General features: G+C 72.3%; 10 protein-coding genes. 6 read left to right on the top strand and 4 right to left on the bottom strand.

The window, feature by feature from the left end:
- Positions 1–5 precede the first annotated feature (5 nt).
- Positions 6–1,868, bottom strand: a complete 1,863-nt coding sequence (locus ACIPFH_RS29940; protein WP_401831245.1) for an AAA family ATPase — start codon at positions 1,866–1,868, stop codon at positions 6–8.
- 438 nt (positions 1,869–2,306) lie between these two features.
- Positions 2,307–2,927, bottom strand: a complete 621-nt coding sequence (locus ACIPFH_RS29935) for a uridine kinase (protein ID WP_401831900.1) — start codon at positions 2,925–2,927, stop codon at positions 2,307–2,309.
- A 194-nt stretch (positions 2,928–3,121) separates the two neighbouring features.
- Between ACIPFH_RS29935 and ACIPFH_RS29930 the strand changes: the two genes are divergently transcribed.
- The 3 genes from ACIPFH_RS29930 (at position 3,122) to ACIPFH_RS29920 (ending at position 5,459) form a co-directional block, all read left to right on the top strand.
- Positions 3,122–4,498, top strand: coding sequence for a peptidase C39 family protein (locus tag ACIPFH_RS29930; RefSeq protein WP_401831243.1), 1,377 nt, complete (start codon positions 3,122–3,124; stop codon positions 4,496–4,498).
- Positions 4,499–4,584: 86 nt separating this feature from the next.
- Entirely contained in the window at positions 4,585–4,725 is a 141-nt protein-coding gene (locus ACIPFH_RS29925) for an SCO1431 family membrane protein (protein WP_307162176.1), read from the top strand.
- A 74-nt stretch (positions 4,726–4,799) separates the two neighbouring features.
- Positions 4,800–5,459 carry a TetR/AcrR family transcriptional regulator gene (locus ACIPFH_RS29920; RefSeq protein ID WP_401831240.1) on the top strand — a complete coding sequence of 220 codons (660 nt, stop codon included), beginning with the start codon at positions 4,800–4,802 and terminating at the stop codon, positions 5,457–5,459.
- A 67-nt stretch (positions 5,460–5,526) separates the two neighbouring features.
- Here the strand turns inward: ACIPFH_RS29920 and ACIPFH_RS29915 are convergent, their stop codons facing one another.
- Entirely contained in the window at positions 5,527–6,777 is a 1,251-nt protein-coding gene (locus ACIPFH_RS29915) for a glycoside hydrolase family 18 protein (RefSeq protein WP_401831238.1), read from the bottom strand.
- A 307-nt stretch (positions 6,778–7,084) separates the two neighbouring features.
- On the opposite strand from ACIPFH_RS29915, the gene ACIPFH_RS29910 reads away from it, so the two are divergent.
- Positions 7,085–8,260: an acyl-CoA dehydrogenase family protein gene (locus ACIPFH_RS29910; RefSeq protein WP_401831236.1), complete on the top strand. Its 1,176-nt coding sequence runs from the start codon at positions 7,085–7,087 to the stop codon at positions 8,258–8,260.
- Between the two features lie 536 nt (positions 8,261–8,796).
- Here the strand turns inward: ACIPFH_RS29910 and ACIPFH_RS29905 are convergent.
- Complete coding sequence (locus ACIPFH_RS29905) at positions 8,797–9,258, bottom strand: hypothetical protein (protein ID WP_401831233.1); 462 nt, start codon at positions 9,256–9,258, stop codon at positions 8,797–8,799.
- A 276-nt stretch (positions 9,259–9,534) separates the two neighbouring features.
- Between ACIPFH_RS29905 and ACIPFH_RS29900 the strand changes: the two genes are divergently transcribed.
- Both ACIPFH_RS29900 and ACIPFH_RS29895 read left to right on the top strand, forming a co-directional pair.
- Positions 9,535–9,975 carry an Lrp/AsnC family transcriptional regulator gene (locus ACIPFH_RS29900; protein ID WP_401831230.1) on the top strand — a complete coding sequence of 147 codons (441 nt, stop codon included), beginning with the start codon at positions 9,535–9,537 and terminating at the stop codon, positions 9,973–9,975.
- Between the two features lie 57 nt (positions 9,976–10,032).
- Positions 10,033–11,649 carry an amidohydrolase gene (locus ACIPFH_RS29895; protein WP_401831229.1) on the top strand — a complete coding sequence of 539 codons (1,617 nt, stop codon included), beginning with the start codon at positions 10,033–10,035 and terminating at the stop codon, positions 11,647–11,649.
- The last annotated feature ends 466 nt before the right edge of the window (positions 11,650–12,115 follow it).

Below are 12,115 nucleotides of genomic sequence, written 5' to 3'. Positions count from 1 at the left end.
ATCCGTCACACCGCCGGATCCTGTGGCCCCCTCCCCGACAGCACCTCCCCGTACGCCTGCATCAGATCGGGCAGCCGCAGGGTCGACAGGTCGTCCCGGGTCAGCTCGCCGGGATAGGTCGACAGACGCAGATCCCGGTAGGCGCAGCTCTTCTCGTACAGGGTCCGCAGGAACCGCCCGTTGCCCAGTTCGTCGATCCACCCCTGGTCCACGACGTGCCCGGCGATGGAGCGCAGTTCGTCCAGGGCCTCCTCGTCCCACGCGTCACCGTTCTCCGCGGCCAGCACCTCGCCGATGGAGGTGAGTTCGAGAGGGCGGTAGGAGGGGAAGTCGACGCGGGTCGTGAAGCGGGAGGACAGTCCGGGGTTCGCGGCCAGCAGACGGTCCATGCCCTCCGGATAGCCGGCCAGGATCACCACCAGGTGGTCCCGGTTGTCCTCGGCCCGCTTCAGCAGCACCTGCAAGGCCTCGTCGCCGTACGCGTCGCCCTTGCCGTAACCGGAGTTGGAGAGCGAGTACGCCTCGTCGACGAAGAGCACGCCGCCCAGGGCGGAGTCGATCAGCTCGTTGGCCTTCACGGCCGTCTGCCCGAGGTACTCGCCGACCAAGTCGGCCCGCTGGGCCTCCACGAGATGGTCGCCGCCCAGCAGCCCGAGGGCGTAGAAGACACGGCCGAGGATGCGGGCCACCGTGGTCTTGCCGGTGCCGGAGGGGCCGGAGAAGACGAAGTGCCGTTTGGGCGGCTGGACCGGAAGGCCCTGGCCGGTCCGCAGCCGCGCCATGTTGAGTTGTGCCGACAGGGCTTTGACCTGGCGTTTCACCGGTTCCAGGCCGACCATGCGTTCCAGTTCGGCGAGCGCCTCGTCGAGTAACACGGGATCGGTGGGCCCGGGCGGCAGCGTCGAGGGGATGGTGTTCTTCTCCCGCACCGCCGGGTCGGTCACCGACGGCAGCGGCACCACGGGCGGCAGGTCTGCGGGCTCGGTGAGCCTCAGATCGCGGCCTTCCGTGCCGAACAGCGGGTCGAAGCCGTCCGGGCCGTCCACCATGTCCTGCCCGACCCCGGTGAGCGTGATCGCCGCGAAGTCGGCGGGATCGTCGTACCCGTCGCCCTCGGCGATCGCGGCGAGCCGGGCCGAGGTGTCCATGAAGGCGGCGTCGACGCGGTGCACCGCCCGGTACAGGGGGAGAGCCGCCGCCGAACGGCCGGTTCCCTCGTGGGCCCGCGCCAGCCAGTAGCGCAGCTCCTTGCGCTGCGGCTGCTCGCTGCGGCAGCGCATCAGAGCGGCCGACAGCAGGGGCTCGGCCTGTCCGAACATCTCCAGGCGGACCCGGGCCATCCCGCCGAACAGGCCGGCCTCGATGCCCAGCAGCGGGTCGTCGAGCAGCGGGTCGGTGTGCCGGACCAGCTGCTCCCAGTCCTTGACCAGATAGGCGCGACAGGCGTGCAGGAAGCGGACCTGATGGTCGGTGTCGACGGGCGGCAGCCCGGCGAGCGCCCGGTCCAGCTCGGGCACATGGCGGCCGTCCAGCCAGTGAGAGGCGTGCGCGAGGAGCAGGTCGCGCGGACTCTCCAGCACCGGTTGCACCCACCAGCCCAGCCAGTACCAGGAGTTGAGAGTGCGGCGGTGCCGGGTCCGCTGCTCGCCGAAGCGCTCACGGTGCCGGAACATCCTGAGCAGCGCGGTCGTCGTGTCGACGCGCAGCGCGTGCAGCCCGAGCCAGCCGTCGGCCATCCCGGGGTCGATCCGCACCGCGGTGCGGAACTCCTCCTCCGCCTGCGGATAGGCGCCCATCGTGTAGGCGTCCACGCCTCGCAGCCAGGCGAGGTCGGCCGGGGCGTCGGGGCCCTGCGTGCCGAAGTCCATCACGTCCCCCACAAACCGTGCCCCCGTCGGTATGCCGCCGGGCCGTCGCCCGTCGGCTGCCTTGGTCGAACCGCTGTGCCGCGGACCGGAGTTGCAGGTGCGCGCGGCAGCCGTTCTGGTCGCACCGAGGGCATCGTACCTGCGTGGGCGTCGCTCGCCGTAGGGTGCCGCACAGCCCGTTCGGCGCGGTGGGAGCGAACGGGGCGCACACCGCGTGGTGACCCTGGGTGAGCGAATCGTGCCGTGGCGGGTCCGGGCAGGCGGCGGCAGGCGGGACGAGGACAGAACGAAGCCCCCGATCACGGGGGAACAACCGGGGGCTTCGCGTCCGAGGGCGGCTGTGATTGCCGCACATTCAGAACGTAAGTCCTGTACGGGCCGCCGGTCAAGCACCGTCGAAGCAGTTGGCGAAGTTCGGGCGCCGGGCCCTTCACACGTTCACCACATCGCGGGTGGTCCGTCACGGTGGGTGACATCCTGGTTCGGTCCAAGGTCTCCCGCCGGCCCCGGCAGCACCTCGTATCCCTCCCCCAACTGCCGTACCAGCAAGGCGGCATGGGGTCGAGAAGGATCCTCGGCGAAGTGGCGGGTCTCGGCCGCGACCCACCCCTCCCAGAACTCCCGCTGCTCCTCCCCGTCCCGGGACCGTCCACGCGCCCATGCCTCCTCGGGCGGCATCTCCATCCACAGCAGACACGCCAGGAACGGCCGCAACGCGCGGCGACCCGCTCCGACTCCCTCGACCAGGACGACGGGGGCCGCCGGCAGCGGCCGCGGCGGGCCGAAGCGACGGGCGCGCCAGTCGTAGGGGGCGTAGTGCGCGCTCTCACCGCGGCCGAACGGCTCGATCACCTGGGTCAGCAGCCGCCCGGTCCACGCGAACAGCTCGTCGTGGCTGGCGATGTCGTCGAGACGCAGTACGGGCGCGCCCCCCAGCGCCTCGGCCAACCTCCCGGCCAGCGTGGACTTGCCCGAGCCGGCGTGTCCGTCGACACCGATCAGCCGGACCGGCCCGCAGGACGGGGGCAGGCGGCGCAGCCGGGAGGCGAGCTGGTGGATGGCGGGTCCTGGAGTGCGAGGGGGCGGGGCGGCAGGGGGTGGTCGGTACGGCGCGAAAGTCTACGGCCGGGCGCCCGCACCGGTGGACCTGTCCCGTGTTCGTGGCGTGGCACGGGCGGAAGTGCTGGAAGGCGGGGCCTCCTGCGTCCATAGTTGGCGCACAGCCGCGCAGACATCCTGGGGGTCCTCCGCTCATGAGCAGAGCCGAACAGCCGTCCCGCAGAACCGTCCTCACCGCCGCGGTCGCCGCCGCCGTGGCAGGAGGCTCGGCCACGGCCGCCACGGCCGCCGACACGGCGGACGCGGTGGACACCGCGGCAGCCGGGTCGGCCCGGGCCCGCTCCGCCGACTACCGTTGCTGGACCACATACGCCGACTGGCGCGCCGGCACCGCCAAGGGCACCCGGGCCGTGGCGGGCGTCCGCCCCGGCCTCGCCGTCGGCACCCCGCTCGGCACCGTCGACTACACCGATCCGCACACCAAGAACACGGCCGGCTGGGAGTACGCCACCTGGACCTCCCCGGTCCAGGCGCTCGCCGTGCCCTCGACCGAGGCGATCGCGTCCTGGAGCGCCGGCACCCCGGCCGGCACCTGGCTCCAGATCGAGCTCAAGGGCACGTACTCCGACGGCACGGACACCCCCTGGTACGTGATGGGCCGCTGGGCCTCCGGCGACCAGGACATCAAGCGCACCTCGGTCGACGACCAGACCGACGGCAGGAGCACCGTCTGGACCGACACCCTCGCGGTCGACGACGCCTCGACGGGCCTGCGCCTGGCCTCCTGCCGCCTCCGTCTCACCCTGTACCGCCGCCCCGGCACCAGGCTCACCCCGACCGTGTGGCGGCTGGGCGTGATGGGCTCCGACGTCCCGGACCGGTTCACCGTCCCGGCCTCCGTGCCCGGCCTCGCGCGGGAACTGCCCGTGCCGCGCTACTCGCAGGAGATCCACCGGGGCCAGTACCCCGAGTACGACAGTGGCGGCGAGGCCTGGTGCAGTCCCACCTCCTCGCAGATGATCGTCGAGTACTGGGGCGGCCGGCTCACCACCGAGCAGCTGGCGTGGGTCGACCCGTCCTACGCCGATCCGCAGGTCTGCCACGCGGCCAGGCACACGTACGACCACCAGTACGCCGGCTGCGGCAACTGGCCGTTCAACGCCGCCTACGCGGCCACCTTCAGGGATCTCCAGGGTGTGGTCACCCGGCTGGGCTCGCTCACCGACCTGGAGACGCTGATCGCGGCGGGGATCCCGGCCATCACGTCCCAGTCCTTCCTCAAGGAGGAGCTCACGGGCGCGGGCTACGGCACCTCCGGGCACCTGATGACCGTGATCGGCTTCACGGCCGAGGGCGACGTGATCGCCAACGACCCGTTCTCGGCGGACGACGCGGCGGTGCGGCGCGTGTACCGGCGGCGGGAGTTCGAGAACGTCTGGCTCAGGACCAAGCGGTACAACGCGAGCGGCAAGGTCGTCTCCGGTACCGGAGGGGTCTGCTACCTGTACTTCCCGGCGCGTCCGACGGCCCGCCAGTGCAAGGCCCTCACGGCGGTGGGGGTTCCTGTGTGAGCAAGGTCTCGGCCGCAAAAGCCCCGCCGGGTGGCAAGGTGGACGGATCGGGGGGCCACCCGTACGTCCGACCTCAGCGAGACACCATGACCGCACAGACAGCCACTGCCACCCGCGCCCGCACCGGCGGCCCCGAGACCGACGGCCCGAAGGTCCTCGAGCACCTCATGGGCTGGGTCCTCGTCGCGGTCGTCGCGATGCTGGTCACCCAGCTCGGGCTGCTGTGACCGGTGTGATCTGACGCACGGTTGACCTGACATACTGCGGATGTCCCGCCGACCGCCCGAGACCAGGGTCGAAATTGAATATCAGTGAACAGCGCGAAGTCACCCGTCCCCGGGCCCGCGGCACCGAGCGCTCACTGGCGCGTCGCGCCGAACTCATCTCCATCGGGCGGAAGTTGTTCGCCGACACGTCCTACGACGCGCTCTCGATGGACGACATCGCCCGGCAGGCGCACGTCGCCAAGGGGCTGATCTACTACTACTTCCAGTCCAAGCGCGGCTACTACCTGGCGATCATCCAGGACTCCGTCGCCGATCTGGTCACCTTCGCGGCGAGCGGCCTGGAGCTGCCTCAGGTGGACCGGGTGCACCGCACCATCGACAGCTACCTGCGCTATGCCGAGCACAACCAGGCCGCCTACCGCACGATCGTCAGCGGCGGTGTCGGCTTCGACACCGAGGTGCACGCGATCCGGGACGGGGTGCGCGCGGCGATCGTGGCGACCATCGCCGAGGGCGCGTACGGCAACAGTGACATTCCGGCGCTGCCCCACATGGGCCTGCTCGCCTGGGTGTGCAGCGTCGAGGGCGCCACCCTGGAGTGGATCGCCCGCCCCGAGCTCTCCCGCGAGGTCATGGGCGACCTGCTGGTGAAGGCCCTGGGCGGCTACCTGCGGGTCGTCGAGGAACTCGACCCCGCCTTCGCCGCGCCGAAACCGGCCCGTCGCGAGGGCTGACGCCCGAAGCCGACGCACGAGGGGCGGAGGCTCGTGGTCCTCCGCCCCGGGTGCCCCATGAGCAGGGCTACTTGATCGCGTGGATCAGCTCACCGTCCGCGGTGTCCCCGCTCAGCTCCCAGAAGAACGTCCCGCCCAGACCCTGCCGGGACTTGTACCTCATCTTCGTCGCGATGGTCGTCGGGGTGTCGTAACTCCACCAGTCGCTGCCGCACTTGGCGTAGGCGGTGCCGCCGACCGTGCCGGTCGCCGGGCACTTGACCTTGAGGACCTTGTAGTCCTCGTTGCCGTCCTCGTACGTCCCCGCCGCCGGCCCCGTGGCCGTGCCGCCCGGCTTCGCCTGGGTGACGCCGGTCCAGCCGCGCCCGTAGAACCCGATGCCGAGCAGCAGCTTCCTCGACGGGATGCCCAGGCTCTTGAGCTTGGCGATCGTGTCGGCGGTGTCGTAACCCGGCTGTGGAATGCCCGGGTACGAGGTCAGGGGGGAGTGCGGCGCCGTGGGGCCGGTGGCCGCCCAGGCGCCGAAGTAGTCGTACGTCATCGGGTTGTACCAGTCCACGTACCGGGCCGCGCGCCCGTAGTCCGCCGCCTCGATCTTGCCGCCGGCGGTGGCGTCCGCCGTGATCGCCGCGGTGATGAGCTCGCGCTTGCCGAACTTGGCGCGCAGGGCCGCCATGACGTCCCGGAACGCCTCGCGGCCGCTGGTGTCGCAGGTGAGGCCGCAGGCGTTCGGGTACTCCCAGTCGATGTCGATGCCGTCGAAGACGTCCGCCCACTTCGAGTTCTCGACCAGGTCGTAGCAGGACCGGGCGAAGGCCGCCGGGTCCTTGGCCGCCTCGCCGAAGCCGCCCGACCAGCTCCAACCGCCGAACGACCAGATGACCTTGAGCTTCGGGTGCAGCTTCTTCAGCTTGCGCAGCTGGTTGAAGTTGCCGCTGAGCGGCTGGTCCGCGGTGTCGGCGACGCCGTCCACGGACTCCTCGGCGGTGAACGGCCTGTCGGTGTCCGCCCAGGAGTCGCCGAGGGCGCACTTGCCGTCGGTGACGTTGCCGAAGGCGTAGTTGATGTGGGTCAGCCGGTCCGCGGATCCGGACGTCTCGATGTTCTTGACGTAGTACTGGCGGCCGTAGATGCCCCAGTCGGTGAAGTAGCCCACGACCTTCGAGCCGTTCGCGCCGGTCGTATGGGCCTTGGCGGGACCGGGCTCGCCGGCGGTGGCGGTGCCCGCGCCGGCGAGCAGGGCGGCGCCGAGCGCGGCGCAACAGGCGGTGGACAGAAGTGCCCGGAACCGGGCGCGGGGGCGGAGCGGGATGTGCATCGGGTGTCTCCTCGCAGGGGACAGGGAGGGGATCGCACGCCGATTGGCATGAACGCGGGGAGGCGTTGGAGCGCCACGGTAGGAGGACTAGACCACTTCGGTCAATGGTTTGGACCAATCGACCGACGGGCTGCCCGCCTGCCCGCCTCCCCGTCTGTTCGCCTGCCCGCCTGTTCGCTGCCGGCCCGGCCGCTCGTGCGGCTGCCCGTCCGCCGGTCCGTCCGGCTCTCCGCCCGTGCGGCGACGGTGTCCCGCGGGCATACTCACAGCGCCGAGCCGCTGGACAGCCAGGGAGGAGGAAGCCGCCATGCCCGACCGCGCGCCGTCTCCGGTGGATCGTTCCCTGCCCACGGCCGAGGCCCGGGAACTCCTGACGCTGGTCCGCGACATCGCCCGACGCGAGATCGCGCCGGCCGCCGCCGAGGAGGAGGACGCCGGTCGCTTCCCGCGCGGGCTGTTCACTCTTCTGTCCGCATCGGGGCTGCTCGGACTTCCGTACGACTCCGCGTACGGCGGCGGCGACCAGCCCTACGAGGTGTACCTCCAGGTCGTCGAGGAGCTCGCCGCGGCCCGCCTGACCGTGGGACTCGGCGTCGGCGTCCACACGCTGGCCTGCTACGCGCTCGCCGCCCACGGCACGGAGCCGCAGCGGGCCGCGCACCTGCCCGCCCTGCTCGGCGGCGGGCTGCTCGGCGCGTACTGCCTGTCCGAGCCGTCCTCGGGTTCGGACGCGGCCTCGCTGCGGACCAGGGCCGTGCGGGAGAGCGGCGGAGACTGGGTGATCACCGGCACCAAGGCCTGGGTCACGCACGCCGGGATCGCCGACTTCTACACCGTCCTGGCCCGTACCGGCGGCGAGGGCGCGCGGGGGATCACCGCGTTCCTGGTGCCCGCCGACGCGGAGGGCCTGAGCAGTGCGGTCCCCGAGCGGAAGATGGGGCTCAAGGGCTCGCCCACCGCGCAGGTACACCTCGACGGAGTACGGGTCCCGGATGCCCGGCGCATCGGAGACGAGGGCCAGGGGTTCGCGATCGCCCTGGCCGCGCTCGACTCGGGGCGGCTCGGCATCGCGGCCTGCGCGGTCGGCCTCGCCCAGGCGGCCCTCGACGAGGCCGTCGACTGGGCGAGGCGGCGACGGCAGTTCGGGCGGCCGATCGCCGACTTCCAGGGGCTGCGCTTCCTGCTCGCCGACATGGCGACCCGGATCGAGGCGGGCCGGGCGCTGTACCTGGCGGCCGCGCGGCGGCGAGACACCGGCCGGCCCTTCGCCCAGCAGGCGGCCATGGCCAAACTCCACTGCACCGACGCTGCCATGCAGGTCACCACCGACGCCGTCCAGGTCCTCGGCGGGTACGGCTACACCGCCGACTTCCCCGTCGAGCGCTACCTGCGCGAGGCCAAGGTCCTGCAGATCGTCGAGGGCACGAACCAGATCCAGCGGATGGTCATCGCCCGTCACCTACTGGGTCCGGACAGCCGCTGAACTGCCCCGGCCGTACCTGCGGGGCCGCCAGCCGCACCCACTCCGGGTCGTGGCGCCCCGGCACCGTGCGACCTCGGTCGGCCCAGATGCGCATGAGGTCGCGGTAGATGGGCGGGTCCTGGGGAGGCGGTGGCGCCAGCGGAACCGATTCTGCCCGGACGGGTTCCGGACGCGGAGTAACGAAGAGCTGGCGGTGACGCCCGGGCGCGACTGACTGGGTGGGGGCCATACCAGGGCAACGCGAAGCCGCGGAACAGGTCACCGGTGGACGCGGTCGCGCGTGAGTTCGGGGAGTGCCCCCGGTTGAGGGTCTCGCGTGTCCGGTCGGCGAACGACACTTGGCGATCCGTCACCTGCGCGGCAGCGGACGGCCGTTGACGCAAGGTCTCCGGACGCCGTCCACCGGTGGACGTACGTCGGTGCGGCGGCCGGCCCGGCCGTTCGGGGCGCACTGGACCCGCACCACGGCGACCTGTCGGCCATGGTGCGGGGCAGCTACGGGAGTCGAGCCGGTGAGGCGGGCGCGGGAACGGTGTTCAGGCGGCCGCGCGGCGCATCGTCGGAACGCGCATCGGACGTGAGCCCGGGCCACCGACGTGCGAGAAGGGCTGTGTGCGCCAGTCCAGTCCCTGAGGGAGCGTCAGCAGGAGTGCGGTGTCCTGCTCCTGGGGCTCCACGGACTCGTCCGCGGGCCGGGCCTCGGAGGCTCCGCGTCCCGTCCCGGCGCACACCGTGAGCCCGAAGGGGTTCCACGGAGAGGCGCACAGCGCGTGTTCCGGCAGGACCTCCTCGTCCGCCAGCAGCGCGATGGGCTGCGCGCAGTCCGGGCAGATCACCCGGTACATCTCGAAGGTGTCGTACGCGTCGAAGCGGTCGGCGTCGTCGACGTCGAAGCTGCCGGAGTAGTCCGCGTCGGGTTCGACGCCCTCCGGCTCGGGCTCGACGACGGACTGGAGCCGCTTGGGCGCGGTGCGACCAGGGCGCTTAAGACTCTGCATGGAATTCTCCCCCTCGGGCTGGGCCGTGGCGGCACTGCGGCCTCGACCACAGCAAGCACTTCCCGCCCCGTCTCGGCGGTAATCGTGAGGACATCACGCAGCCTCCGCGACGGCTGTGGCATTGGTCACATGCCATGTGCAGATGCCCGGTCCGACGACGGAGCCAGGGAGACCCGCGCCGGCCCCACCGTCGCCTCCCGGCCATATCGTGAACCGGCTATGACCGGGGGTGCATAGGTATACGCGGAGATCACGCGCACGGTAAGTTCTTGCGTCATGGAGGAGCTGGACCGACAAATCGTGCAGCTGCTCGTCAAGGACGGGCGGATGAGTTACACCGATCTGGGCAAGGCCACGGGCCTGTCCACTTCGGCCGTGCATCAACGGGTGCGCCGGCTGGAACAGCGCGGCGTCATCCGCGGATACGCGGCCGTCGTCGACTCCGAGGCCGTCGGGCTGCCCCTGACCGCCTTCATCTCGGTGAAGCCGTTCGACCCCAGCGCCCCCGACGACATCGCCGAGCGCCTGGCGGACGTACCGGAGATCGAGGCCTGCCACAGCGTGGCCGGTGACGAGAACTACATCCTCAAGGTACGCGTGGCCGCCCCGCACGAGCTGGAGGAGCTGCTCGGGCGGCTCCGGGCGCTCGCCGGGGTGTCGACGCGCACCACGGTCGTGCTGTCCACCCCGTACGAGGCCCGGCCGCCGCGGATCTGAGCGGATCCGAGGGGTCCCCGTGCCGTGCGGCCGGAGCGAGGCGCGAGACTGTTCCCCATGAGTGAGAGCGCCCCCCAGCCGAAGACCGTCCTGCTCCGTCGAGGGGAGGTCCACAGTCCCGCCGACCCGTTCGCGACCGCGATGGTCGTCGAGCGCGGCCAGGTCGCCTGGGTCGGCTCCGAGGGCGCCGCCGACGCCTTCGCGGACGGCGTCGACGAGGTGGTCGACCTGGACGGCGCCCTCGTCACCCCGGCGTTCACCGACGCCCATGTGCACACCACGTCCACCGGCCTCGCGCTCACCGGCCTCGACCTCTCCTCCGCCCCCTCCCTGGCGGCCGCCCTCACCCTCGTACGCGCCTTCGCGACGGCCCGTCCGCAGGACAAGGTGCTGCTCGGGCACGGTTGGGACGCCTCGCGCTGGCCGGAGGGCCGCCCGCCCCGACGGGAGGAACTCGACGAGGCGGCCGGCGGCCGGCCCCTCTACCTCAGCCGGATCGACGTCCACTCGGCCGCGGTCACCACCGCCCTGCTGGAACTGGCGCCCCGGGCCCGCGCCGCGGCGGGCTTCGCGGACGGCGGACCGCTCACCCGCGACGCCCATCACGCCGTCCGCGCCGCGGCGTTCGCAGCCGTGACGCCCGCCCAGCGCGCCGAGGCCCAGCGGACCGCCCTCGCGCACGCGGCCTCCCTCGGTATCGGCTCGGTCCACGAGTGCGCGGGACCGGAGATCTCCTCCGAGGACGACTTCACCGACCTGCTGCGACTCGCCGCCGCCGAGCCCGGCCCCCGGGTCGTCGGCTACTGGGCCGACCAGGATGTCGAGAAGGCCCGGCAGCTGGGCGCGCTCGGCGCCGCCGGAGATCTGTTCGTCGACGGCGCCCTCGGCTCCCACACCGCCTGTCTGCACGGCCCCTACACCGACGCCGACCACACCGGCACCGCCTACCTGGGCGCCGCCGAGGTCGCGGCCCACGTGGTGGCCTGCACCGAGGCCGGCCTCCAGGCGGGCTTCCACGCCATCGGCGACGCCGCCGTGACCGCCGTCGTCGAGGGCGTGCGCGCCGCCGCGGAGAAGGTCGGCCAGGCCCGGATCCGCGCCGCCCGCCACCGCGTCGAACATGCCGAGATGCTCACGCCCGAGACGATCGCCGTCTTCGCCGAACTCGGCCTCACCGCGTCCGTGCAGCCCGCCTTCGACGCCCTGTGGGGCGGCGAGGAGGGCATGTACGCCCAGCGGCTGGGCGTCGAGCGGGCCCGCACCCTGAACCCCTTCGCTGCCCTGCTGCGCGCGGGCGTCCCGCTCGCCTTCGGCTCCGACAGCCCGGTCACACCTCTGGACCCCTGGGGCACCGTCCGGGCCGCCGCCTTCCACCGCACCCCCGAGCACCGCGTGTCCGCACGCGCCGCGTTCACGGCCCACACGCGCGGCGGCTGGCGCGCGATCGGCCGTGACGACGCGGGCGTCCTGGTCCCGGGCGCACCCGCCGACTACGCGGTCTGGCGTACCGAGGAACTGGTCGTCCAGGCCCCCGACGACCGGGTCGCCCGCTGGTCCACCGACCCCCGCTCGGGCACCCCCGGACTGCCGGACCTGACCCCCGGCGGGGAACTCCCGGTGTGCCTGCGCACGGTGGTGGGCGGCCGCACCGTGTTCCTGCGGCCGGGCGAGTGATCTGCCCGGCCGGCCCGAGGAAGATCACCCGTCCGCCCGCCGACATACGGCCTGCCTTTCCTCCGCGCTGACCTGGGCATTGGCGGGAAATGCGCAGGTCATGCCGCTGTTGACAGCCGATGGCGGGGGGCCGGTAGGTTCGGCGGAGTCCACCACCGGACGCCCCGCCCCGGGGAACGCCCGCGCACTCGCCGCGGCGCCGCTGGGTCAGAGACGGTGTGCCGTACCGGCGCGCCGCCACTGGCAGCCAGGCTCAGCGCCCGCGCCGCAGCGAGGGAACGTTCCGGCCGGTCGGGGAGGTGTGACCCGGATGGGGCCCGGGCGCTCAGTAGACAACGGCTTTCGGTAGACCCGCAGCCAGCGGATCCCGGGCCGGCCCGAAGAGTACCGGGCCCCCATCCGCAGCAGGCTTGCGCGCACCCGGACGGGGTAGGTGCGTACATACAAGCCCAAAGGTACGTTCTTA

Source organism: Streptomyces sp. NPDC088157 (genome assembly GCF_044741545.1).
Taxonomy (GTDB): Bacteria; Actinomycetota; Actinomycetes; order Streptomycetales; family Streptomycetaceae; genus Streptomyces.
This window is presented reverse-complemented; position numbering and strand designations above follow the sequence as displayed.

What these genes read in the sequence shown, in the direction of transcription:
- ACIPFH_RS29940 (WP_401831245.1), bottom strand. Translation starts at nt 1,868, where the DNA reads ATGGACTTCGGCACGCAGGGCCCCGACGCCCCGGCCGACCTCGCCTGG.
- ACIPFH_RS29930 (WP_401831243.1), top strand. Translation starts at nt 3,122, where the DNA reads ATGAGCAGAGCCGAACAGCCGTCCCGCAGAACCGTCCTCACCGCCGCG.
- ACIPFH_RS29925 (WP_307162176.1), top strand. Translation starts at nt 4,585, where the DNA reads ATGACCGCACAGACAGCCACTGCCACCCGCGCCCGCACCGGCGGCCCC.
- ACIPFH_RS29915 (WP_401831238.1), bottom strand. Translation starts at nt 6,777, where the DNA reads ATGCACATCCCGCTCCGCCCCCGCGCCCGGTTCCGGGCACTTCTGTCC.
- ACIPFH_RS29910 (WP_401831236.1), top strand. Translation starts at nt 7,085, where the DNA reads ATGCCCGACCGCGCGCCGTCTCCGGTGGATCGTTCCCTGCCCACGGCC.
- ACIPFH_RS29905 (WP_401831233.1), bottom strand. Translation starts at nt 9,258, where the DNA reads ATGCAGAGTCTTAAGCGCCCTGGTCGCACCGCGCCCAAGCGGCTCCAG.
- ACIPFH_RS29900 (WP_401831230.1), top strand. Translation starts at nt 9,535, where the DNA reads ATGGAGGAGCTGGACCGACAAATCGTGCAGCTGCTCGTCAAGGACGGG.
- ACIPFH_RS29895 (WP_401831229.1), top strand. Translation starts at nt 10,033, where the DNA reads ATGAGTGAGAGCGCCCCCCAGCCGAAGACCGTCCTGCTCCGTCGAGGG.